The organism is Oscillospiraceae bacterium (genome assembly GCA_025757985.1).
In the GTDB taxonomy this organism is placed as follows: Bacteria; Bacillota; Clostridia; order Oscillospirales; family Ruminococcaceae; genus Gemmiger.
The window spans coordinates 2,447,777-2,471,674 of record CP107210.1 but is presented as its reverse complement, the minus strand read 5'-3'; the positions used below and the strand labels follow the sequence as shown (position 1 = coordinate 2,471,674).

Here is a 23,898-nt window from a genome sequence, read left to right as displayed (position 1 = left end):
TGCAGAAAATTCATGGGCGTGATGCCTTCCCTGCAAGCCCACCCGGAAGCGCAAGCTTTCGCAAGGCGGCGGGCCGGGCATGCCCGGCCCCTACCTGTTCACCAAAAAGGAGAGGCCAACGCGCGGCCTCTCCCCTGTTGCTTATTTATTCTTCGTCATTATTCTCGGGGGCTGCGTCCTCGGCGGCCTCGGCGGCCAGCTCCTCGGCTTCGATGGCAGCCAGCTCCTCGGGTGTCGGGTCACTCTCGCCGGTGTTCTCGATCTTTGCGGTCTCGGCATCGTTGTCGCGGTCCACGCGGGCCACAACGGCCACGCGGTCATCGTCCAGCATACGCATAACGCGGACGCCGCTGCCGTAGCGGCTCTGGATATTGATGTCCGACGCATGGATGCGGATCAGGATGCCGTTCTGGCTGATCAGAATCAGGTCGTCGGTGTCATCCACGATCTTGATGCCCGCCACATTGCCGTTGGAATAGTTGCGGATGCCCAACCCGCCGCGCTTCGTGATGCGGTAGTCATCGATGCGGCTGCGGCGGCCCTTGCCCTCCTCGCTGATGGTCAGCACGGTGGCACCCGGGCGGCAGACGCCGGCGCCGACGACATAGTCGCCCTCGCGCAGCTTAATGACGCGGACGCCGTGGCCGGTACGGCCCATCGAGCGGGCGCCGTCCTCGGTAAAGTGGATGGCTGCGCCGTCATGGGTGGCCACGATGATTTCATCATCGCCCTTGGTCAGGTGGCTCCACACAAGGCTGTCGCCCTCGTTGAGCGCGATGGCGATCAGGCCGGCCTTGCGGATGTTGCAGAACTGGGACAGCGGCGTACGCTTGATGAGGCCCTGCTTGGTGATCATCGTTGCGTAGGTGTTGTCCTCATCGACATCAGCCTTCTGCTGCAGCATCAGGGTAACGCTCTCCCCCTCCTGCAGCTGCAGCAGGTTCACGATATGGCTGCCCTTGGCGGTACGGCTGCCCTCCGGCACCTGATAGCCCTTCAGGCGGTAGACACGGCCCTGATTCGTCAGGAAGAGCATGTAGTCATGCGTCGAGCCGACATACATTTCCTCGGTAAAGTCCTCGTCCTTCTGGGTCATGCCCTGCACGCCGCGGCCGCCGCGGTTCTGTGCCTGATAGGTGTCCAGCGTTGTGCGCTTGATGTACCCCTCGTGGGTCAGCGTAAAGACGCAGGTCTCCTCGGGGATCAGATCCTCGATGTCCACCTCGCCGGACACAGCCTCGATGGAGGTGCGGCGCTCATCGCCGTACTTGTCGGCCAGCGTGGTCAGGTCGGTCTTGACGATGCGCTTGACATGCTCGTCATTGGCCAGAATATCCTCAAAGTCCGCAATGGCCGCGCGCAGCTCGCCCAACTCCTGCTCGATCTTGAGGATTTCCAGACCGGCCAAGCGGCCGAGCTGCAGCTTGACGATGGCATCTGCCTGCAGCTCGTCAAAGCCGAAGTTATCCATCACGGCCTGACGCGCCTCGGCAAAGCCGCCCTTGCAGGCGCGGATCGTGGCGATGATCTCGTCCACGATGTCAACGGCCTTGTGCAGGCCCTCCAGAATATGCTCGCGCTCCTTCGCCTTTTTCAGCTCAAAGGCAGTCCGGCGGCGGATGACCTGCATCTGGAACTCGATGTAGCGCTCCATCATGGTTTTGAGGCTCATGATCTTGGGCACACCGTCATCAAGCGCCAGCATGATCACGCCGACCGTGTCCTGCAGCTGGGTGTAGCGGTAAAGCTGGTTCAGCACGACCTGCGGGTTGGCGTCCTTCTTGATTTCAATGACGATCTTCATGCCGGTGCGGCTCGAGGATTCGTCATTCATATCGCTGATGCCCTCGATCCGCTTGTTCTTGACGAGGTCGGCGATCGACTCGATCAGGCGGGTCTTGTTGACCATATAAGGGATTTCGGAGATCAGGATCTCATAGCGGCCGTTCTTTTTCTCGACGATCTCGGCGCGGCCGCGCAGCGTGATCTTGCCGCGGCCGGTGGCGTAGGCAGCGCGGATGCCGCTGCGCCCCATGATGATTCCGCCGGTCGGGAAGTCCGGGCCCTTGACATGCTCCATCAGACCGGCCAGGTCGATGTCGGGGTCCTCCATCAGGGCGATCATTCCGCTGACGATCTCGCGCAGGTTGTGCGGCGGGATGTTGGTCGCCATGCCGACCGCGATGCCCTGACTGCCGTTGACCAGCAGGTTCGGGAAGCGGCTGGGCAGAACATGAGGCTCCTTTTTGGTCTCGTCAAAGTTGGGGTCCCAGTCGATGGTGTCCTTTTCAATATCGGTCAGCATCTCGCAGGCCATCTTGGACATGCGGGCCTCGGTGTAACGGTAGGCAGCCGGGGGATCGCCGTCCACAGAGCCGAAGTTACCCTGACCGTCAACGAGCGGATAGCGCAGGCTGAAATCCTGTGCCAGACGCACCATGGCATCGTAGACCGAAGCGTCACCGTGCGGGTGGTAAGAGCCCAGCACCGCACCGACCGTATCGGCGGATTTGCGGTAGGGATGCTGCGGGTCGTTGCCGCGCTCATGCATCGTATACAAAATGCGGCGATGCACGGGCTTGAGGCCGTCACGCACATCGGGCAGAGCGCGCGCCACGATAACGGACATCGAGTAGTCAAGGAACGCCGTCTCGATCTCCTGCTTTACATCGCGCACAATGACCTTGGTACCGGACCCCGGCACCATGATGATATTTTCTTCCATTGTATCACCTTAACTCAATCTTACTTGAACTTACTAATTTTACTGCACCGTAGGGGCCTGGCATGCCCGGCCCTCAACTTTGCGTTATTGCCCACAAACGGATCGTTGCTTGTACGCTGCGGGCCGGGCATGCCAGGCCCCTACGCTATGCGTGTGGGTTATATTCATCCAAATCCCATTTCAACGGATTTTCCTGAATATATCTTTTAATTTCACAATACGCGTTTTCATCACGAATAATATGATCATAAAATGAACGCTGCCACAATGTCACACCCGGATGTTCCACATGGAACATTTTGGACACATACGACTTGTAGCTTCCCACTACGGCGGACAAATTACATTGTTTCTGCGGAAAAACCAATATCATATGAACATGATTTGGCATTACCACATATTCATCCACACCCACACCGGGAAAATGTCTGGAAATATCCTTTATTCCTTGTGCGGCCATTTGTCCGACGACATTTGGTTTTCCTGCCGCGCCAAACACACATTGTTTATGATGCGCACATACGGTCACAAAATAATAATTTTTTCTTCTATAATCATAATTTTGCAAACGGGGATTTTTGCGCGGGCATAAAATCGTATAATCCATGATTCATACACCATAAACGGGGCGGTGGTTTTTATGCGGCGGGCCGGGCATGCCCGGCCCCTACACGGGCGGCGTATGATGTATCACACATCCAGATTCGCGTACTTTGCGTTTTTCTCGATGAACTGGCGTCTCGGTTCGACCTGCTCGCCCATCAGGATGCTGAACGCTTCGTCGGCGCGCTCGGCGTCCTCGATCTTGATCTGGACAATGACACGGTTGTCGGGGTTCATGGTGGTCTCCCACAGCTGGTCGGGGTTCATCTCGCCCAAGCCTTTGTAGCGGTTGACCTTTGCGCCGGGCATCTCGGCGCTCAGCAGCTTCATTTCCTCATCGTTGTAGGCATACTTGACATTCTGGCCCTTCTGCAGCTTAAACAGCGGCGGCTGGGCAACATAGACATAGCCATGATCGATCAGCGGCCGCATATAGCGGAAGAAGAAGGTCAGCATCAGCGTGCAGATATGCGAGCCGTCAACATCGGCATCGGCCATGATGAAGATCTTGTGGTAGCGCACCTTGGAAATATCGAACTCATCGCCGATGCCGGTGCCCAGCGCGGTCACAACAGGCATCAGCTTATCGTTGCCGTAGATGCGGTCGGCGCGTGCTTTTTCGACATTCAGCATCTTGCCCCACAAAGGCAGAATGGCCTGAATGTTGGAGTCTCGGCCCATTTTGGCCGAGCCGCCTGCAGAATCACCCTCCACGATGAACAGTTCGGTCTTGGAGGGGTCTTTTTCGTGGCAGTCGGCCAGCTTGCCGGGCATACGGTTGGATTCCAGCGCGCTCTTGCGGCGGACCAGCTCGCGGGCCTTTTTGGCGGCAGCGCGGGCGCGGGCCGCCTGCGTAGCCTTTTCAAGGATAGCCTTCGCCACAGCGGGGTTTTCCTCAAAAAATTCGGTCAGGGCCTTGTAGACCACATTGTTGACCAGACCCTTGATGAAGGTATTGCCAAGCTTTGCCTTGGTCTGGCCCTCGAACTGGGCCTCCTGCAGCTTGACGCTGACCACGGCAATAATGCCCTCGCGCGCATCGGAGCCGGAGAGGTTCTCGTCCTTATCCTTCAAAATGCCCTTGGCGCGGCCGTACTCGTTCAGCACACGGGTCAGGGCCAGCTTAAAGCCATCCTCGTGGGTGCCGCCCTCGGGGGTATGGACATTGTTTGCAAAGCTGAGCAGCAGCTCATTGTAGCTGTTGTCGTAATACTGCAGCGCAACCTCGGCCACAGCGCCCTGTCCCTCGCCCTTCATATACATGACCTGCGGGTGCAGGGGCGTCAGGTCGCGGCGCTCGCACAGATAGCTGACAAAGGAGCGGATGCCGCCCTCGTAGCACATCGTCTCGGTGCGGACTTCGCCGTTCTGCTCCTCCTGCGGGCGGTCGGCATCGGCGCGCTCGTCCGTCAGGGTGATGCGGACACCGGCGTTCAGGAACGCCTCCTCCCGCAGACGCTTGAGCAGCGTCTCATAGTGGTAGAGCGTTGTCTCCTGGAACATCTCCGGGTCGGGCTTGAAGGTGACTGTCGTTCCGGTAGAAGCCGCCGCGCCGATCTTTTTCAAATCGCCGTCCGGCTTGCCGCGCTTGAAGCTCTGCTCATACTCTACCCCATCGCGGCGGACACGAACGACCAGCCATTCCGACAGGGCGTTGACGACCGATGCACCGACGCCGTGCAGACCGCCGGCCACCTTGTAGCCGGAATCCTCGCCGCCGAACTTGCCGCCGGCGTGCAGCACGGTGTAGACAACGGTGACAGCCGGGATGCCCAGCTTGGGCTGGATGTCCACGGGGATGCCGCGGCCGTTGTCCGATACCTCAATGATATTGCCGGGCTTGATGGTCACCTCGATATGGGTGCAGTAGCCGGCCAGTGCCTCGTCAATGGCGTTGTCCACGATCTCATAGACGAGGTGATGCAGACCGGAAGGCCCGGTGGAGCCGATATACATGCCGGGGCGTTTGCGCACAGCCTCCAGACCCTCGAGGACCTGAATCTGCGCACCGCCGTAGGCATGGTCGGTAGCCGTTTCGCGGTTGGTTTCGGTGATGATTTCTTCTGCCATGAAATGATAGCCTCCTGTTGTGGGTGGGTATCTCTTATTTTGCAATGTAGGGGCCGGGCATGCCCGGCCCTCCGCCTTGCGTTATTGCCCTTTTATCGGGCGGTACTTTTTATGTTGCGGGCCGGGCATGCCCGGCCCCTACGGTCGTAGTTCTTTAAAATTCCAGCCTCTCCGCCCGCTTTTTCAATGCGGCGGGCGATAATTGGCTGATGTAGACCGTTTCATCTGGGAAATCGGTGACCATAAAGCTTTTGGGCAGGGTGCCGGGGGCGCACAGGTCCACAACGGCACCCTCGGCCTCGGCATGGCGGAAATATTCCTCGGTCCGCCGCGATGCCCCGGCTGTATCCAGATCAAACACCCCGATCACATCGCGTGTGTTCAGTACAAAATCCTGCCCGGCGTGAAAGTACATTTCCTGCACCTCTCTGTAGGGGCCGGGCACGCCCGGCCCTCCACTCTGCGTCATTGCCCGTCAGCGAGCAGCCGCCCTACTGCTGCGGGCCGGACATGTCCGGCCCCTACGGCTCTGCTACGGTTCCGCCCTTGACCATCACAATTTTCCCGTTGGTGCGTGCAAATGCCGCAGTGTCGCAGGTGGTCACGATCGTTTGATGCTCCCCCATGCGGGTCAAAAGATAGGTCTGGCGCTCATCGTCCAGCTCGCTCAATACATCGTCCAGCAAAAGCACCGGATGCTCGCCGAAAAGCTCACCGACCACGGTGGCCTCGGCCAGCTTGAGGGCCAGCACGCAGCTGCGCTGCTGCCCCTGACTGCCAAACACCCGGGCGGGCTGGCCGTCCAGCAGGATTTCCAAGTCCTCCCGGTGCGGTCCTGTCAGGCAGAACCCGGCGCGCAGCTCTGCGGTGCGCATGGCGTGCATCTTTGCGGCCAGCGCCTCGGCGGTGGGGGCATCGGTACACATCTGGTAGCGCACCTCCAGCACCTCGGCGCCGTGGGATATATCGCGGTAATTCTGCGCCGCGATTGGGGCAGCCTGTTCCAGAAACTTGCAGCGGTGCTGCATGATCAGCGCGCCGTACTCCGCCAGCTGCTCCTCGTAGGTTTCCAGCAGTATTGCACCGTTTGGCGTAATATCGTAGCTTTTCAGCAGCGCATTCTTCTGGGCCGTCAGCCGCATGTAGCGCCGCAGCGCCACAAGGTAGGGCCGGTATACCTGACACAGCGCCGAATCCAGAAACCGGCGGCGTCCCTCGGGGCCGCCCTTGACCAGCCCCAGCAGGTCCGGCTCAAACACAACGGCCTGAAAGTTCCCCGCCAGCGCAGCAGCGCGGCCCATGTCCGCGCCGTTCAGCCTGCCGGTGCGGCCGGGCCGCTGGCTCGTCTTGCTGCCCACCGTCAGGCGGATCTCTTTTTCGATGTCCTGTGTCTCAAACGCGCCCTCTATGACCGAAAAGTCACAGCCGCGGCGGATCAGCTCGGCATCCTTGGAGCCACGGAAGCTTTTGCCGCCGGTCAGCAGCCAGATTGCCTCCAGCAGGTTCGTCTTGCCCTGCCCGTTGGGGCCGCACAGCACGGTCAGGTGCGGGTCGGGGTCCAGCACGGCATGGGCAATGTTGCGGTGGTCAGTCAGTGCAAGGTGGGTCAGGCGCATTACGCACCCGCCGCGACCTGCACGGTCTGGCCCTCCAGCTCGACCGTATCACCGGCGCGGCACTTTTTGCCGCGCATCGTGCAGACCTCGCCGTTGACCTTGACGGCCCCGCCCTGGATCAGCTCCTTGGCCTCGCCGCCCGTCTCACACAGCCCCGCGAACTTCAAAAGAGCGTCAAGCTTAATAAAGTCGGTGTTAATACGAATTTTTTCCATAATACATCCCTCTATCGTAACCCCGGCCGTAGGGGTCGGACATGTCCGACCCTCAGCCTTGCTGCAGCAGCCCTTTAGCCGGGCGGCTGATTTTATCTGCAGGGCCGGGCATGCCCGGCCCCTACAGCACAGCATTGCTTCAGCCCTCGTTCTTAAACCGTACCGGCAAAACCAGATAGATAAAGTCCTTGCCGTCCTCGGGCAGCAGCTTGACCGGGCTCAGGGGGCCGTTGATCTCCAGCACCATCCGCTCACACTTGGAATAGCGCAGCGCATCAAGCAGATACCGGTTGTTGAAGCCGATTTCGACCGGGTCGCCGGTCATCTCCACGGGGGAGAACTCGTCCACGACCTTGCCCAGCGGGGTCTGGCAGCGCACAGTCACCCGCTCCTCACCGAAATTGATGCGCAGCGGGTTCTTCAAACGCTCGGTAATAATGAGGGAGGCGCGCTCGATCGTGTCGATGAAGGTCTTGCAATCCACGACAACGCGCGTTTTTTTGTCCTTCGGGATGACGCTCTCATAATTGAGGAAGTCCCCCTCGATCAAACGGCTCATGATCGTGTAGCCGTTGGAGGTGAACACAACATAGCGGCGGTTTGCGTCGATCTTGACATCATCGTCCGCGCCGCCCATGATTTTGAGCAGCTCCTGCAGCGTCTTGGCCGGGATGATAATGCGGATGTCGCGGGTACACTCGACTGCACGCTGGATGATAGCCAGCCGGTAGCCGTCCAGCGCCACGATGGTCAGGCTACCCGGCTCAATGACGAACAGCTCGCCGGTGTGGGCGGGCTTTTTGTCGTCTTGGCTGACCGCGTAGATCGTTTTTTCGATCATCTCGCGCAGCATACCGCATTTCACGGTCATTGTGTTGTCAGCGCCGGTCACCGGCAGGCTGGGATAATCGCTGGCGTTCAGCGCGGGAATCTCAAACTCAGCCACGCCGCCGCTGATCCTGGCCTGCCCCTCATCGGTCAGCTCGATGCAGATGTCACCGGCCGGCATACGGCTGACCATCGAACCGAGCAGCTTTGCATCAAGTACCGTTTCACCCGGTACAAGCACGTTGCATTCAATGGTGGTCGTGATGCCCATTTCCATATCATAGCCGGTCAGCGTCAGGGTAAAGCCCTCGGCTTTCAGGTAGATGCCCTCCAGCACAGGGATGGCGGCGCGGTTGGTGATCGCGCGGGAAACGCCGTCGATGGCATTGGCCAGCAGGGTCTTTTCACATTCAAATTTCATACTCTGTTCTCCCGTCCGCTTGTTCAAAGCGGGGCAAAAAGCGTCTGTTTTTTCTTTATGTTTTCTCTGTTTCGGGTTTTCCACCATCGGGGCTGCTATTTTCCGGGGTAAGCTGCTCTTTCAAAGCGTCCCTGTTCGCAGAAACTATTAACTATGGTAGTAGTCGTAGTAGGGGCTGTTAGTTCTGTGGAAAACTCCGCCGCGCCCGATAGCGATGCGGTAAATCGTCCGCGCAGACTTTTGAACAGTCTGTGGAGATTCTTGTTGAAAACCCGGAAACCGCCGTTTTTCAACACACGCTGTGGAATACCGCCTGTTGAAAACTAAAAACTTTGTGGATAAAAAGGCTTTTCTTTCTTTGAAAAGAAAGAAACAAAGAAACTTTCAAATAATAACCCGTAATGCACGCTATATAGTGCATTATTGTCTCCCGTCCCCGGGAAAAGGCATTAAAAGTTCTTTGCCTACTTTCTTTCAAGAAAGTAGGCTAGGTGCGGACATTCTTCATGATGTCGCTGCACATCTCCTTGAGGTGCTGGTCGCGGTTGATGTTTTCCTCCATCGTTTTGATGGAATAGACAACGGTGGAATGATCGCGCTGGAACTCCTGACCGATGGCCTCCATGCTCATGCCGGTCACCTCGCGGATAATGTACATCGTCATCTGCCGCGCGGCGCTCACATTCGCATTGCGCTTTTTGCCGCGAATGTCCGCCGGCATTACATTGTAGGTGCGGGCGACCTCATTCAGGATCTTTTCGATCGTGACGGGGATCGGCTGGCTGTCGTTCAGCGTATCCTTGATCGCGGTGGTCGTCACACCGATGCAGGGCTCGATGCCCTCCAGCATATAGTAGGCGTTCAGCTTTTTGACGGCGCCCTCCAGCTGGCGGATGTTCTGCTTCAGATGGTTGGCGATGTACTCGGCCACATCGTTGGGCAGGTCAAGATTCAGCAGCTCGGCCTTGCGCTTGACGATGGCCACGCGGGTCTCAAAATCCGGCGGCTGGATGTCAGCGGTCAGGCCCCACTCAAACCGGGTGCGCAGACGCTCCTCCAGCGATTTGATCTCCTTGGCGGGGCGGTCGGAGGCAATTACGATCTGGCGGCCGTCGTTGTGCAGCGTGTTGAAGGTGTGGAAAAACTCCTCCTGCGTGCTCTCCTTGCCGGCCAGAAACTGAATATCATCAATCAGCAGCACATCGGCCTTGCGGTACCGCTGGCGGAACTGCTCCATCGTGGCGGTTTTGATCGCGGTGATCGTCTCGTTGGTGAATTTTTCACAATCCACATAGACAATGTTGAAATCCGGATGGTTTTTCTGGATCTCGATCTTGATGGCGTTCAAAAGGTGGGTCTTGCCTAAGCCCGACGGCCCGTAGATGAACAGCGGGTTGTACGCGCCGGAGGGGTTGGCCGCAACAGCCTGCGCGGCCGCAAACGCAAACTGGTTGGACGGGCCCTTGATGAAGTTTTCAAAGGTGAATTCATACCGGCCGCTGGGCAGGGATTTTTCGTCCATCTGGTTTTCGCTGTCGCCAGGCTTCACGCCGTCCTCCGGCGGGGCGACCACATAGCGGATCTCTACATCAAAGCCCAGAATGGCCTTGAACGCATCCTGCAAAAGTGCCGTGTAGCGGTCCGAAACAATGCCCATCACGAAGTCACTGCGCAGCTCCAGCGTGACGGTCTTGGAATTTTCAAAGCTGACAGCCTTGATGTCCTTGATGTAAAATGCGTAGGTAGCGTCGGAGGTCTTTTCTTTGCAGTAGGCCTTGACCGCTTCCATTACCTCATTGATGGAATCCATGAAACTCGATACTCCCCACTTCCTGTTATAAATCAACGCCTTTTACAAGGGCGCAAAAACACTGCATACAGTATACCACAAAATCATGTTTTAAACAACACCTATATTATAATAAAGTAGGAATTTTTTTACGGCGTGGAAATGTTGAAAATTTTCCCGCAGAAAGGGCATTCTTGAAAGTTTTCCACAAGAACTGCGTTTTTCAACAGTGAATAGTACAAAATGTAGTGGATAACTGTTTGTAGCAAAAGATTGTTTGACGCGCAGACGAAAAATTCTGCAAAAAACCTCTTGACAAAAGGGGTGCTTATCGCGTATAATCTAACTCTGCAAGGCTGCCCCAGTGTATGGGCGAAGCCCTGAGCAAACAGCCCATACCGGGATTTCAACAGGAGGAATGAAAAATGAAGCGTACTTTCCAGCCCAAGAAGCGTCAGCGCAGCCGCGTCCACGGTTTCCTGAACCGCATGGCTACCAAGAACGGCCGCAAGGTCATCGCCCGCCGCCGTGCAAAGGGCCGCAAGAGCCTGACTGTCTGATTTGTTTCAGAGATTATGTGAACAAAAGGGTTGCTGATTGTAAAATCAGCAGCCCTTTTTTCAAATAATGGCTTTACAGAAAACGGGATTCATTATAATATAGGAGAATAGGAAAAAATAAAATGCCTTCCCCCTTGGGGGAAGGTGTCCGCGGCCCCGACCGTGGACGGATGAGGGAGAAGTGAACCGCAGCTGTTCGGTACAGGGCCGGCAGGGGCAGGCGCGCCCCTCATCAGCCGCCTGCGGGCGGCAGCTTCCCCCCTGAGGGGGAAGCCTTTAGGAAGGAGACCTATGCGTTACCGCACTTTAAATAAAAACTGGCAGTTCAACCGGGTATATGGCCGGGGCAAAAGCTATGTACACCCGCATTGCGTGCTGTATGTGGCCAAAAACCGGCTGGGCTATACCCGCATCGGGCTGACCGCCACCAAAAAGGTCGGGCATGCGGTGCAGCGCAACCGCGCCCGCCGTATCATGCGCGCCGCCCTGTCGGAGCATCTGGCCCAGAATATCGGCGGGTATGACATTATTCTGGTGGCGCGCGGCCAGACCCCCCGCCTGAAAAGCACCCAGATGAGCAAAACGCTCGGCCGGCTGTTTGCCAAGGCCGGCCTGCCCGACCTGACCGCCCCGGCTGAGAACGCCGCACAGCAATGATCGCCCGGGCGCTGATCGCGCTGCTGCGGGGGTATAAGCGGTATATCAGCCCGCACCTCGGGCATCACTGCCGCTTTGTGCCCACCTGCAGCGAGTACGCCATGCAGGCCCTTGCCACGCACGGCCTGCTCAAGGGCCTGCTGCTGACGGTCTGGCGGCTTCTCCGCTGCCAGCCGTTTGCCCGGTTCGGCTATGACCCGGTCCCCCCGAAAGGAAGGTGGGTCAGCCCGGAACGCAGGCTGACGCGCAGCCGCTGAAAGGCTTCTCCCTTGGGGGAGAAGCTGTCCGCAAAGCGGACTGATGAGGGGAGAACCTCCCATCGCCGCCCCGCAAAAGGGTGGCCGGGCAAGCCCGCCCCTCATCCGGCCTTCGGCCACCTTCTCCCAAGGGAGAAGGCTTTTCAACATTGCTTCTCATGTCTTTGCACTGCGCAGCAGAGACCTACATAAAAATAATGGTCCCGGGCGCAGACGGGGCAGAAGGAAAGGCTATGAACTTTATGTACTTCCTGGCCATATTGATTGGCCCGCTGGTGAAGATCCTGTACAGCTTCATCGGCAACTACGCGGTAACGATGGTCGTTGCCACCCTACTCCTCAAGCTGCTGCTCTTCCCCCTGAGCATCCATCAGCAGAAATCCTCGGCAAAGATGGCTGTTTTTCAGCCGCTGATGAATGAGATCCAGCAGAAATACAAAAACGACCCCCAGAAGCAGCAGGAGGAGCTGATGAAGCTCCAGCAGGAGCATGGCTTCAACCCCATGGGCGGCTGCCTGCCCATGCTGCTGACGATGCTGGTGCTGTTCGGTTTCCTCGGCGTTGTGTACTACCCCGTGCATTACATCTTTGGTGTGGACAACGCCGCCGTCAAAGCCGCCTGTGAGGCGATCGGCATTGCCACCGCCAACACCTCCACGATGCAGACCGCGCTGATTCAGGCCATCCACAACGGCGCTGTGATCGACCCGTCCATCATCCCCGCCAACATTGTGGCAGAGATCCAGAACTTCAACACCAGCTTCTTCGGCATGGATATGTGTGATGTCCCCGGCTTCCGCTTTGTGCCGATCGCCATCTTCCCGGCCATCGCAGCGGTCACGATGTTCATCAGCTACTTCGTCACCCAGAAGCTCTCCGGCATGGACGCCCAGATGCAGGGCAGCATGAAGGTCATGATGCTCGTCATGAACCTGATGTTCGTTACCTTCTGCTTCAACGCCCCGGTCGGCTTCTCGCTGTACTACGGCGTGTCCAACCTGCTGCAGATCGGCCAGTCCTATGTCACCTACAAGATCTACAGCCCCGAAAAGTTCAAGGCCCAGTATGAGGCCGAGCTGGCCGCCAAGCGCGCCGAGAAGAAGAAAAAGCGCACCGTCACGGTTGAGCAGAACGGCGAAAAGATCCAGAAGGAGGTCACCCTCGGCGAGGCCAACAAGCTGCGTCTGGAGCTGGCCCGCCAGCGCGAGGCCGAGCTTTACAAGGACGAGCGCACCACCCCGCTGAACAAAGACTAAGAAAAGACGCCGCGCAACCGTAGGGGCGAGCATTGCTCGCCCGCGCCGTTGGCGGCTGTGAGGGAGTGTATCCCCTGCCGCCGTAGGGGCGCATTCTATATGCGCCCGCCCCGCTCCCCTTTGTGATGAATGTAACGATAAGAAATAAGAAGGAGGTTCCCTTTTATGCGCAGTATGGAAATGAGCGCCAAGACCGTAGAGGCCGCCGTAGAGGCCGCCTGCGAGGCGCTGGGAGTTGACCGCGATGATATCCATGTCAGCTACGAGGTACTGGAATTCCCTGCCCGCAAGCTGTTTAAGACCATCCCTGCCAAGGTCCTTGTAAAGGTCGAGGAGCCGGAGGCTGCCCCCGTGGAGGAGGTAAAGCCCGCCGAAGCCGCTGAGCCCGCCGAGGTCGTTGAGATCTCTGACGAGACCGCCCCTGCTCTGGAGCAGGAGGTCGTGGACGAGATGGTTGCCGAGGCTGACGATGAGACCGAGATCCCCCTCGACATCGAGGCGGACCCCCGCCTGCAGGCTGCGGTTGACTACCTGAGCCCCATCTTTAACCTGATGGGTGTTGAAAACTTCACCTTCAGCGCCGTCAAGAAGGGCGCTGCCACGATCCTGAAGGTCTCCGGCGAGCATATGGGCGCGCTCATCGGCCGCCGCGGCGAGACGATGGAGTCGCTGTCCTACCTCGCCAGCCTCGTTGTGAACCGCATGGAAGGCCCCTATGTCAAACTGGGGCTGGATGTCGGCGGCTACCGCAACAAGCGCGAGGACGACCTCTCTGCCCTTGCCAGACGCATTGCAGACCGCGTTATCCGCACCGGCTGCTTCTATGAGATGGAGCCGATGAACCCCTACGAGCGCCACATCATCCACACCGCCATCGCCGGTATGGAGGGTGTGCGCAGCGAGAGCAAGGGCGAAGGCCCGGCCCGCCATGTGGTGCTGTACTCCACCGACCCCAACGCCTGCAACCTGCCTGACCGCGACAATGCCCGCAACCTGCGCGGCCCCCGCCATGACGGCCCGCGTGGCCCCCGCCGCGACAACCGCGGCCCGCGCGGCCCCAGAGTCCCGCGTGAGGGCGGCCGTGGGCCCCGCTACGGCGCACCCCGCCGCGACCGCAATGACCGCGGCCCGCGCTACGGCGGCCCCCGCTCCAGCGTGCCCGGCCGTGAGTTTGCCGACCGCCCGCGTGACCCCGATGCAAAGCCGATGGCACCCAAAACCACCGAGCGCATCCACGACGGTGATGATTTCGCCTTTGGCAAGATCGAGTTTTAAACAGAATTGTTGAAAAAGCAGCCCGACTGTAAAGCCGGGCTGCTTTTTTTGGTGGGGGGAAAGCGGCCAGCCAAAGCCCCTCAGGCCAGCTTCGCGGCCAGCTCCCCACTTCGTGGGGCGCCTTTTTGCGCGGGCTTTGCCTGCGTGAAAGCCTCCCCATTTTGGGGAGGTGGCCGAGCCTGCGAGGCCGGAGGGGCTTTACCCGCTCCCCACTGTGAGGCACTTTCCCCACTTTCCACACCGTTTTCCACAAGCGTGTTGAAAACTCTTATTTTTCCACAGACTACAACCGGCTATACAGGGGGGTACAAAAGCCCGGCTGCAAACAATATCTAGGCGTAAATGCAGGGTCACTCCACTACTAATACACATTTTCCACCGGAAAACCGGTTTTCCACCATTTCCCGGGGTTTTCCCTGTGGAAAACTAGTGAAAACTGTTGAAAACTATAAAACAACGATTGTACGCATAAAACGGCTTTCAACAGTGGTGGAAAACTCCCCGCGCCATGGGTTTTGCTGTGGAAAATGTTGAAAACTGCCTTTGGTTGTGGAAATACGCGGTTGAAAAGTCCGAAATGTTGTTAAAAACACAGGTGTAAGCGGAACAAAAACAATTCCGCACAAAAAACAGCGGTCCACCCCTGCCGGGCGGGCCGCTGTTTTTATAGACCGTTTTTTTAATCGTGCCGGATCGCTTCGAGGGCGCTGATTTTGACTGCCTTGTTTGCGGGCAGGATACCGGCCACAAGGCCGACCAGCGTGGCGAACACAAGCGCCGCCAGCATCAGCCACGGCGGAATGATCGAAATTGCGGCGCTGCCGTCGCCGCCCATGTAGTAGCCGCCGCCCATCATGCCGGACAGGTCAAACCCCTGCCCCAGCACCGACAGATGGTTCAGCACAAAGCTGGCAATCAGGCTGATGATCAGCCCGATCAGCCCGCCGATGAAGCCGATGGTCGAGCTTTCGAGCAGGAACATCGTGCGGATGTTGCCCAGCTCGCAGCCCAGCACCTTCATGACGCCGATCTCACGGGTGCGCTCATAGATGGCCATTGTCATGGTGTTGATGATGTTGATGGCCGCCACCAGCAGCGAGACCGCCGCAATGCCGCCAAAGATCATCTGGCTCTTCATGACCTGCTTCTGCATCTCCTCGCGCTGCTGGTTCATCGAGTAGGTGTTGGTGAACCCCAGCTCATGGATGGCGTTTTCCACATCCGTCACATAGGAGAGGTCATCGACCTTGACATAGACCTGCTCGTAGCTTTTCTCCTCAAGCTTGGTTTTGGTCAGGTCGCAGTAGACCTTTTGCAGCATCTGCATATCCTGTATGCGCAGCACAACACCGGACTGGGTCCAGTAGCCCTTGGCGCCGTCAGGCGTCAGCACGCCCACGATCTCCAGCTGCCAGCTGCGGCTTTTTTCGGTCGAGCCTTCGCCGGTCTTGATGGTCAGGGTCATCTTGTCCTTGTCGATGTCCACAAAAGGCGGCAGCTCCTTGCCGGAGGCATCGGTCTGGCCCTCGTAACGGTAGCGCTTGGGGCTGTTGTAGCTCTTGCGGGAGTCCTCAAAGTTGTATCCCGTGGACGCGCCCACCAGCACCTGCAGCTTGGTGGCCTTCTCGCTGGCGGGGGTGTTGGTCGGCCAGCTGCCGCTCTGCAGGGTAAAGCCCATCGGCTCCAGCGCGGTGGGGTCGATGCCGATCAGATTGGAAATGTCCATCGTGTAGCGGTCGTTGCGGCCCGCCGTGATGGTGCCCTCCAGATTGTACCCCTGTGCGTAGGGCGTTGCCGCCGCCACATGGGGAATCTGCTTGATGTTGGCGATTGCGGCATCGTCCAGATACAGCGGCTTGCCGTCGCTGCCCTGCATCATACCGTAGCCGTAGATCTGCACCTGGGTCAGGTCGCCCCAGCTCTGCAGCATTTCCTCATTCGTTTTGGTCTGGGCAATGCCCAGCGAGATCATCAGCACGACCATGCAGGTGCCGATGACAACACCCACCAGCGTAAGTGCCGTGCGGCCCTTGCGGCGCAGCAGGTTGCGCGCCGACAGGCTGATTTCATCAGAGATCTTCATCGCTGTCCTCTGCTTCCAGTGCGGCCAGTGCCTTGGCCTTCTTGCGCTTGCGGACCACAACCACGATAATTACCACAACGACTACCGCGCCGCAGACGCCGATCAGCACCCACGCCCAGACCGGCATACCGGTCTGCTCGGGCTGCATATCGTCCATCGAGGGGTCATAGAAGTCGTCCATGCTCATCTCCTCGGCGCTGACGGAAAAGTCCTTGGAGACGGTCTGCGGGTTGCCGGAGGCATCCTCATAGCTCAGCGTGATGATGCCGCTGACCGCGCCCGCAGCATCGGGGGTGATGTCAAAATCCACGCTGCCCTCGGTGCCGGCGTTCAGGTTGCCGAGGTACTGGTAGCTGCCCGCGCCCAGATTGGTGCCGGTCAGGCGTGCCTCAAGGTTGCTGACGGGGTTTTTGCCCTTGTTGACATAGGTGAGGGAGACGCTGCCGGTATCGCCGACATAGATCGTATCGCTGGACAGCTCCAGCTGGCCGACCTCAAACCGGTTGGGCTGGCTGACGGGGACCGAGATCGTCGTTGTGCCGCTGACCTCCTTGCCGGTGATCGAGCCTGTGCCGGTCATGTTGACGGTGATGTTGGCCACCGTGCCGGTAAACCCGGCCGAGGGCATGACCTCAAAGGTGACATCGCGGGTCTGCTTGGCGGCGATGGTGCCGACATAGTTGGAAAGGCTGCCGCTGTTGAGCAGGATATTCTCCGGCAGGGTCAGCGAGACGATGACATCGTTTAAATTCTCATTGCCGTCCGTGGCGTAAAGGCCGAGCGAGAGGGTGAACGGCGTGCCGGCAATGACGCTGTCCCCATAGCTGGAGGTGCGGACGAGCAGATTCGGCGAGGTGGTCTGGTCCTTGTCCACGCACTGGCCGATCGTCACGCTGAACTGCTGCAGCGGCTTCGAGGTATCCAGATAAGAAAGGTTGATCGGCACGGTATTGCCGCCGCCGTTGTAGATGACATCGCGGAACAAAAGGACGTAGCTGTAGTAGTTGTACTGCGCGTTCTGGGCAATCTCTTCTGCGGTGGCAGAGCCGTTGCGGACATTCTGCAGGCGGGTGGCGTTGGGGTCGTCGTTGCTGTCGAACAGCTGGCCAATCTCGCCGGTGCCGGTGTAGGTGAACACGGCGGAGTTGATGCGCGCGGAGATCTCCTCCGGCTTGACGCAGTACCGGGCCGAGGCGTGGTCAACGACCTTCAGCACAAGGTTGATCCTGTCGCCGACCTCAACGGTCGTGACCTCTCCGCCTGCTGCGTTGGTGACGGTGTAGGCCGACACATAGACGCCGTCCGAGTTGCTCGTGTCGATGGAGGCAGTCGGGGTGGGCGTCGGTTCGGGCGTCGGGTCGGTCACGGCGGCATCGTCCGCCAGCACCGGTGCGCAGAGCGCCGTCGCAAGTAGCAGGGCGGTAAGTAAGGTGAATAGTCGTTTCAAGTGTGGTACCTCCAAATTTTTTAACATAGGCGTCCCCCAAAAGGCTTCCCCTGAGGGGGAAGCTGTCACCGAAGGTGACTGATGAGGGGCAAGCCTGCCGTTATTCCTCTTTTGCGGGGCTGCTGCGGGAACACTGCCCCTCATCCGCCCTGCGGGCACCTTCCCCCTTGGGGGAAGGCTTTTTTGCGGACTGTTCCTTCGCCGCCTCTCCGCCAATATCCAGATTCCCTTCCAGATCGGCAAACAGGGCATCGCGGTTTTTCTTCTTTGTCTCCTCGTCCTGCACGACATTGGAGCAGACCTTGCCGTCCAATATCGTCACGATGCGGTCGGCACATTCGGCCAGCTCCGGCTCATGCGTGACCATGACGAAGGTGACATGGTTGTTTTTGGACAGCTCCAGCATCCGGTACAGCACCTGCTTGCTGGTGCGGGAGTCGAGGTTGCCGGTCGGCTCGTCGGCAAAAATGACCTTGGGGCTGCTGACGAATGCGCGGGCAATGCCGACACGCTGCTGCTGGCCGCCGCTCATCTCGGTCGGCAGGTGGTTGGCGCGGCCCAAAAGGCCCATGGCCTTCAGTTCCCTGCGGGCGCGGGCCAGCCGTGTTTTTTTGTCCACGCCCTTGAACATAAGCGGCAGGGCCACATTTTCGGCCGCCGTCATGGTGGGCAGCAGATTGTAGCTTTGGAAGATGAACCCCAGATGCTGCTGGCGGAACGCGGCCAGCTCGTTCTCGGTCATGGCGCTGATCTCATGCCTGCCGATGAACACCTTGCCCGAGGTCGGCTTTTCCAGCCCGGCCAGCTGGTTCAGCAGGGTGGATTTGCCGCTGCCGGACTGACCGACGATACAGCAGAATTCCCCTTTTTCTATGGACAGATCGACATTGTTCAGCGCGATGACACGCTCCTTGCCGACGGCGTAGACCTTGCGCAGCTTTTCTGTATGGATAATGGGCGCCAATACCATACCCCCTTTTTGATCGTTATATCCTACATTATACCATATGGCGAAGAAAGAAAAAAGATGGGGAAATTGTAAAATTCATGGCGAAAAGCGGAGGGATTCCTGCCCGGCCCGCAAGGGTATGGCAGGTACCCCTTTCCCTTGAACCGCAGGGCGGGGTGCCCTCACCCCGCCGCGGCGGCCAGAGGACTGGCCGCCCTACTTCCCTTTTTTCTCTCTTTCCTATATAATAAACGCAAAAAGGGGGCAAATGTTACTATGGATTACACGATTCACCCCATTGCGTATATACGCAGTGATTTTACGGATAAATTCGGCATCCCGCGGCAGAGCGGCCTTGTGCCGGAGCTGACCGCCCGCATCGTTTTTGCGCCGGAATACCGCGACCCCAACGCCCTTGTGGGCATCGAGGGGTATGACCGGCTCTGGCTCATCTGGCAGTTCTCGACCGTGGCGGCGGAGTACGCCGCCGGCAAAAGCTGGCGGCCCACTGTCCGCCCGCCGCGTCTGGGCGGCAACGAGCGGCGCGGCGTCTTTGCCACCCGCAGCCCTTACCGGCCGAATGCGCTGGGGCTGTCCTGTGTGGAGCTGGCCGGTGTGGAAAACGGGGATCTGATCGTCCGCGGCGCAGACCTTTTGGACGGTACGCCGATCTTTGACATCAAGCCCTACCTGCCCTATGTGGATGCCTACCCCGATGCGCGCGGCGGGTTCACGGATACGACCAGAGCGTACGCCCTGCAGGTGATATGCCCCGATGCGTTATTGTGCAAAGTGCCCGAAGAAAAGCGCCCCGCCTTGTTGGGTGTGCTGAAAAACGACCCGCGCCCCGCCTACCAGCACGACCCCGCGCGGGTGTATGCGCTGGATTTCGGCAGCAATAAAGTGAAATTTACGGTGGACGGGGAGAATTTGACGGTTATTGACATCTTATAGGCAGCGCGGCAAAGCCCCTCAGGCCTTGCTTCGCGCGGCCAGCTCCCCACCTTGTGGGGAGCCTTTTTTCGGACGGCAAAGCCGTCCGCAGAAAGCCTCCTCGCGCAGCGGGGAGGTGGCCGAGTTTACGAGGCCGGAGGGGCTTTGCAGACTAGCCCTGCCGCAAGGCTTATCTTAAAAAATTCCACCATCCGGAACGCTATCCTATAAACCGTACTGCAAAACACACAAAAATCGGCCCGGTTCGTCATTGTGGTCAAAATGCACACAACGAGTTTAAAAATCTGTGCAACTTTCTGAACAAAACCCCTTTACGAAACGGGGTGTTTTTTGGTACAATAAAGCTATGCAAAAGCGTTTATCTGGAACTGTGCCCGGAGCAAAATTGGGGCGCGTGCCAGGCAGCGCGGGATTTGTGCGGCCCTGACAACCGCACAGCTCTATAATGCAAAACTCTAATAAAAACGGAGGAAAGAAAATGCCCAGAGCTAAACAGTCTATGGACGGCAATACCGCTGCGGCGCATGTAGCTTATGCATTCACCGATGTGGCTGCCATCTACCCCATCACCCCCTCCAGCCCCATGGCCGACACCGTTGACCAGTGGAGCGCTGCAGGCCTGAAGAACATCTTCGGCAACCAGGTCAAGGTTGTTGAGATGGAGTCCGAGGCCGGTGCCGCAGGCGCCGTGCACGGTTCTCTCGGTACCGGTGCCATCACCACCACCTTTACCGCTTCTCAGGGTCTTCTTCTGATGATCCCCAACATGTACAAGATCGCAGCTGAGCAGCTGCCCTGCGTCTTTGACGTTTCCGCCCGTACTGTTGCTACCCAGTCCCTGAACATCTTCGGTGACCACAGCGACGTTATGGCCGTCCGTCAGACCGGTTTTGCCATGCTGGCTGAGAGCAACCCGCAGGAGGTCATGGACCTGTCCCCTGTTGCTCACCTGTCTGCTATCGAGGGCCGCGTTCCGTTCGTGAACTTCTTCGACGGCTTCCGTACCTCCCACGAGATCCAGAAGATCGAGAAGTGGGACTACGAGGACCTGAAGGAAATGTGCAACATGGAGGCTGTCGAGGAGTTCCGTGCCAAGGCACTGAACCCCGAGCACCCCAAGATGCGCGGTTCTCACGAGAACGGCGACGTCTTCTTCCAGCATCGTGAGGCCTGCAACCCCGCTTACGAGGCTCTGCCTGCCGTTGTTGAGAAGTACATGGCCAAGATCAACGAGAAGCTGGGCACCAACTACGACCTGTTCAACTACTACGGCGCTGAGGACGCTGACCGCGTCATCATCGCCATGGGCTCCATCTGCGACGTCGCAGAGGAGGTCGTTGACTACCTGACCGCCAAGGGCGAGAAGGTCGGTCTGGTTCTGGTCCGCCTGTATCGTCCTTGGGTTTCCTCCGCTCTGCTGAAGGTCCTGCCCAAGACGGTCAAGAAGATCGCTGTTCTGGACCGCACCAAGGAGCCCGGCTCTCTGGGCGAGCCCCTGTATCTGGATGTCGCCACCACCCTGCGTGAGGCCGGCATGAACGATGTCGTCCTGACCGGCGGCCGCTACGGCCTCGGCTCCAAGGACACCCCGCCGTCCAGCGTCTTTGCGATCTACACCGAGCTGGAGAAGGATGCCCCGAAGCCCCGCTTCACCATCGGCATCACCGACGATGTGACCAACCTCAGCCTGCCTGAGGTTAAGCCCGCTCCCATCACCTCCGCCCCCGGCACCAAGGAGTGCAAGTTCTGGGGTCTGGGCGGTGACGGTACTGTCGGCGCCAACAAGAACTCCACCAAGATCATCGGCGACCATACTGACAAGTACATTCAGGCTTACTTCCAGTATGACTCCAAGAAGACCGGCGGTGTCACCATCAGCCACCTGCGTTTCGGCGACAAGCCCATCCGCAGCCCCTACTACATCAATCAGGCTGACTTCGTGGCCTGCCACAACCCCGCCTACATCCACATGGGCATGAAGATGGTGCAGGACGTTAAGCCCGGCGGCGTCTTTATGATCAACTGCCAGTGGACCGATGCCGAGCTGGACGAGCACCTGAACGCTGCCGACAAGAAGTACATTGCCGACAACAACATTCAGCTCTACACCATCAACGCTATCGATAAGGCTATCGAGATCGGCATGGGCAAGCGCACCAACACGATCCTGCAGTCCGCTTTCTTCAAGCTGGCTGATGTCATGCCCATCGACGATGCTGTCGAGTACATGAAGGCCGCCGCCAAGAAGAGCTACGGCAAGAAGGGCGACGCCGTTGTCCAGATGAACTGGAAGGCTATCGACGCTGGTCTGGACGCTGTCCACAAGGTCGAGGTGCCTGAGAGCTGGCACAACCCCGCTGCTGATCCCGCCCCGAAGGCCCTGAAGGGACCCGAGGCTCTGGTCAAGCAGATCCGCGATGTTATGGAGCCCATCGCTCGTATGGACGGCGACAGCCTGCCTGTCTCCGCCTTCGAGGGCAACGTCAACGGCGAGTGGGAGCAGGGTGCTTCCGCTTACGAGAAGCGCGGCACCGCTGTTATGGTTCCCGAGTGGAACGCCGAGAAGTGCATTCAGTGCAACAACTGTGCATTTGTCTGCTCTCACGCCACCATTCGTCCCTTCTGCCTGACCGCTGCCGAGGCCGAGGCTGCACCTGCCTCCACCAAGCTGGCTGACACCAAGCCCAAGGCAAGCGAGTACAAGTTCACCATGGCCGTGTCTCCTCTGGACTGCATGGGCTGCGGCGAGTGCGTCACCGTCTGCCCGACTGCCGCTATCGAGATGAAGCCGCAGGAGAGCCAGTCCGAGCAGCAGGCTGCTTTCGACTACTGTGTCGAGAACATCCGCAAGAAGGACAATGTCCCCGGCGTTGTTTCCGAGGTTTCCGTCAAGGGCTCCCAGTTCAACCAGCCGCTGCTTGAGTTCTCCGGCTCCTGCGCTGGCTGCGCCGAGACTTCCTATGCCCGCCTGATCACCCAGCTGTTCGGCGAGAAGATGTTCATCTCCAACGCTACCGGCTGCTCCTCCATCTGGGGCGGCACCGCTTCCATCAGCCCCTACACCACCAACAAGGAGTCCGGTCACGGCCCCGCCTGGATCAACTCTCTGTTCGAGGATAACGCTGAGCACGGTCTGGGCATGCAGATCGGTTATGAGACCGTCCGCGCCAACCTGATCACCAAGGTTGAGGCCTTGAAGGGCAAGAATGCTGAGCTGGATGCTGTCATCGACAAGTTCTTGGAGACCAAGAACAACACCAAGGCCAACGACGAGCCCGCAAAGGCCCTGATCGCTGCCCTCGAGGCCTGTGGCTGCGATGAGGCCAAGGAGATCCTGAAGGATAAGCAGTACCTGGCCAAGAAGAGCTTCTGGATCTTCGGCGGCGACGGCTGGGCTTATGACATCGGTTACGGCGGTCTGGATCATGTTCTGGCTTCCGGCCACGATGTCAATGTCATGGTCTTCGACACCGAGATGTACTCCAACACCGGCGGACAGGCTTCCAAGGCCTCCAACATCGGTGAGGTCTGCCAGTTCGCTGCTGCCGGTAAGGAGATCAGCAAGAAGTCTCTGGCTGAGATCTGCATGACCTACGGCTACATCTATGTTGCTCAGATCGCTCTGGGCGCCAACATGGCTCAGGCTGTCAAGGTCATCGCCGAGGCTGAGGCTTATCCCGGCCCGTCTCTGATCATCGGCTACGCTCCCTGCGAGCTGCACGGTGTCAAGGGCGGCATGACCAACTGCCAGAACGAGATGAAGAAGGCTGTTGCTGCCGGTTACTGGAACCTGTTCAGCTTCAACCCCGCTGCCAAGGCAGAGGGCAAGAACCCCTTCACCCTGACCTCCAAGGCCGGCGATATGTCCAAGTATCAGGACTTCCTGGCCAACGAGACTCGTTACAGCCGTCTGGCCCGCGCCTTCCCGGATCGCGCCAAGGCTCTGTTCGAGAAGAACCAGGCTGCCGCCGATGCCCGTTACGAGCATCTGACCAAGCTGGTCGACCTGTACAAGTAATTTGTAAGGTAGCATAAAAATTGCGCCCCACGCTGCAAAGCGTGGGGCGCTTTTTTGTGGGGCGGGGCGCGGGGTGAGGCGGCTGCTGATGGACAGCGCTGCAAAGCCCCTCAGGCCTCGCAGGCTCGGCCAGCTCCCCACTGCGTGGGGCGCCTTTTGCGCGGGCTTTGCCCGC

General features: G+C 58.8%; 18 protein-coding genes. 7 read left to right on the top strand and 11 right to left on the bottom strand.

Going from position 1 to position 23,898, the window contains the following annotated elements:
- Positions 1 to 145: 145 nt before the first annotated feature.
- The 8 genes from gyrA to dnaA all read right to left on the bottom strand — a co-directional run bounded on the left by gyrA (position 146) and on the right by dnaA (position 10,288).
- Positions 146 to 2,725, bottom strand: a complete 2,580-nt coding sequence (gyrA, locus tag OGM67_11795; protein UYJ34255.1) for a DNA gyrase subunit A — start codon at positions 2,723 to 2,725, stop codon at positions 146 to 148.
- Between the two features lie 145 nt (positions 2,726 to 2,870).
- Positions 2,871 to 3,332, bottom strand: coding sequence for a transposase (locus tag OGM67_11790; GenBank protein ID UYJ34254.1), 462 nt, complete (start codon positions 3,330 to 3,332; stop codon positions 2,871 to 2,873).
- An 83-nt stretch (positions 3,333 to 3,415) separates the two neighbouring features.
- A complete protein-coding gene (gene gyrB, locus OGM67_11785; protein UYJ34253.1) occupies positions 3,416 to 5,398 on the bottom strand; it encodes a DNA topoisomerase (ATP-hydrolyzing) subunit B in 1,983 nt (660 codons plus the stop codon).
- Between the two features lie 154 nt (positions 5,399 to 5,552).
- Positions 5,553 to 5,867 carry a DUF370 domain-containing protein gene (locus tag OGM67_11780; protein UYJ34252.1) on the bottom strand — a complete coding sequence of 105 codons (315 nt, stop codon included), beginning with the start codon at positions 5,865 to 5,867 and terminating at the stop codon, positions 5,553 to 5,555.
- A 52-nt stretch (positions 5,868 to 5,919) separates the two neighbouring features.
- Positions 5,920 to 7,014, bottom strand: coding sequence for a DNA replication/repair protein RecF (gene recF, locus OGM67_11775; GenBank protein ID UYJ34251.1), 1,095 nt, complete (start codon positions 7,012 to 7,014; stop codon positions 5,920 to 5,922).
- Complete coding sequence (locus OGM67_11770; protein UYJ34250.1) at positions 7,014 to 7,229, bottom strand: RNA-binding S4 domain-containing protein; 216 nt, start codon at positions 7,227 to 7,229, stop codon at positions 7,014 to 7,016. Before OGM67_11770 ends, recF begins: the two co-directional genes overlap by 1 nt.
- A gap of 139 nt (positions 7,230 to 7,368) precedes the next feature.
- Entirely contained in the window at positions 7,369 to 8,478 is a 1,110-nt protein-coding gene (gene dnaN / locus OGM67_11765) for a DNA polymerase III subunit beta (GenBank protein UYJ34249.1), read from the bottom strand.
- A 487-nt stretch (positions 8,479 to 8,965) separates the two neighbouring features.
- On the bottom strand, positions 8,966 to 10,288 hold the full coding sequence (dnaA, locus tag OGM67_11760) for a chromosomal replication initiator protein DnaA (protein UYJ34248.1): 1,323 nt from the start codon (positions 10,286 to 10,288) through the stop codon (positions 8,966 to 8,968).
- A 404-nt stretch (positions 10,289 to 10,692) separates the two neighbouring features.
- On the opposite strand from dnaA, the gene rpmH reads away from it, so the two are divergent.
- The 5 genes from rpmH to OGM67_11735 all read left to right on the top strand — a co-directional run bounded on the left by rpmH (position 10,693) and on the right by OGM67_11735 (position 14,272).
- The gene (gene rpmH / locus OGM67_11755; GenBank protein ID UYJ34247.1) at positions 10,693 to 10,827 is read left to right on the top strand and encodes a 50S ribosomal protein L34; all 135 of its coding nucleotides are present in this window, start codon (positions 10,693 to 10,695) and stop codon (positions 10,825 to 10,827) included.
- 291 nt (positions 10,828 to 11,118) lie between these two features.
- Complete coding sequence (rnpA, locus tag OGM67_11750; GenBank protein ID UYJ34246.1) at positions 11,119 to 11,484, top strand: ribonuclease P protein component; 366 nt, start codon at positions 11,119 to 11,121, stop codon at positions 11,482 to 11,484.
- Positions 11,481 to 11,741, top strand: a complete 261-nt coding sequence (yidD, locus tag OGM67_11745; GenBank protein UYJ34245.1) for a membrane protein insertion efficiency factor YidD — start codon at positions 11,481 to 11,483, stop codon at positions 11,739 to 11,741. The genes rnpA and yidD overlap by 4 nt, the downstream gene beginning before the upstream one ends.
- 233 nt (positions 11,742 to 11,974) lie before the next feature.
- Positions 11,975 to 12,997: a YidC/Oxa1 family membrane protein insertase gene (locus tag OGM67_11740; protein UYJ34244.1), complete on the top strand. Its 1,023-nt coding sequence runs from the start codon at positions 11,975 to 11,977 to the stop codon at positions 12,995 to 12,997.
- A 165-nt stretch (positions 12,998 to 13,162) separates the two neighbouring features.
- The gene (locus OGM67_11735) at positions 13,163 to 14,272 is read left to right on the top strand and encodes a Jag N-terminal domain-containing protein (GenBank protein UYJ34243.1); all 1,110 of its coding nucleotides are present in this window, start codon (positions 13,163 to 13,165) and stop codon (positions 14,270 to 14,272) included.
- A gap of 679 nt (positions 14,273 to 14,951) precedes the next feature.
- Here OGM67_11735 and OGM67_11730 read toward each other — a convergent pair.
- The 3 genes from OGM67_11730 to OGM67_11720 form a co-directional block, all read right to left on the bottom strand.
- Positions 14,952 to 16,355, bottom strand: coding sequence for an ABC transporter permease (locus tag OGM67_11730; GenBank protein UYJ34242.1), 1,404 nt, complete (start codon positions 16,353 to 16,355; stop codon positions 14,952 to 14,954).
- Positions 16,342 to 17,802, bottom strand: a complete 1,461-nt coding sequence (locus OGM67_11725; protein UYJ34241.1) for a hypothetical protein — start codon at positions 17,800 to 17,802, stop codon at positions 16,342 to 16,344. The genes OGM67_11730 and OGM67_11725 overlap by 14 nt, the downstream gene beginning before the upstream one ends.
- A 100-nt stretch (positions 17,803 to 17,902) precedes the next feature.
- Positions 17,903 to 18,766: an ABC transporter ATP-binding protein gene (locus OGM67_11720; protein UYJ34240.1), complete on the bottom strand. Its 864-nt coding sequence runs from the start codon at positions 18,764 to 18,766 to the stop codon at positions 17,903 to 17,905.
- A 261-nt stretch (positions 18,767 to 19,027) separates the two neighbouring features.
- Between OGM67_11720 and tsaA the strand changes: the two genes are divergently transcribed.
- Together tsaA and nifJ are read left to right on the top strand one after the other, a co-directional pair.
- Entirely contained in the window at positions 19,028 to 19,705 is a 678-nt protein-coding gene (gene tsaA / locus OGM67_11715; protein UYJ34239.1) for a tRNA (N6-threonylcarbamoyladenosine(37)-N6)-methyltransferase TrmO, read from the top strand.
- A 478-nt stretch (positions 19,706 to 20,183) separates the two neighbouring features.
- Positions 20,184 to 23,723 (top strand): pyruvate:ferredoxin (flavodoxin) oxidoreductase, encoded by a 3,540-nt coding sequence (gene nifJ, locus OGM67_11710; GenBank protein UYJ34238.1) that lies wholly within the window; start codon positions 20,184 to 20,186, stop codon positions 23,721 to 23,723.
- Positions 23,724 to 23,898 lie beyond the last annotated feature (175 nt).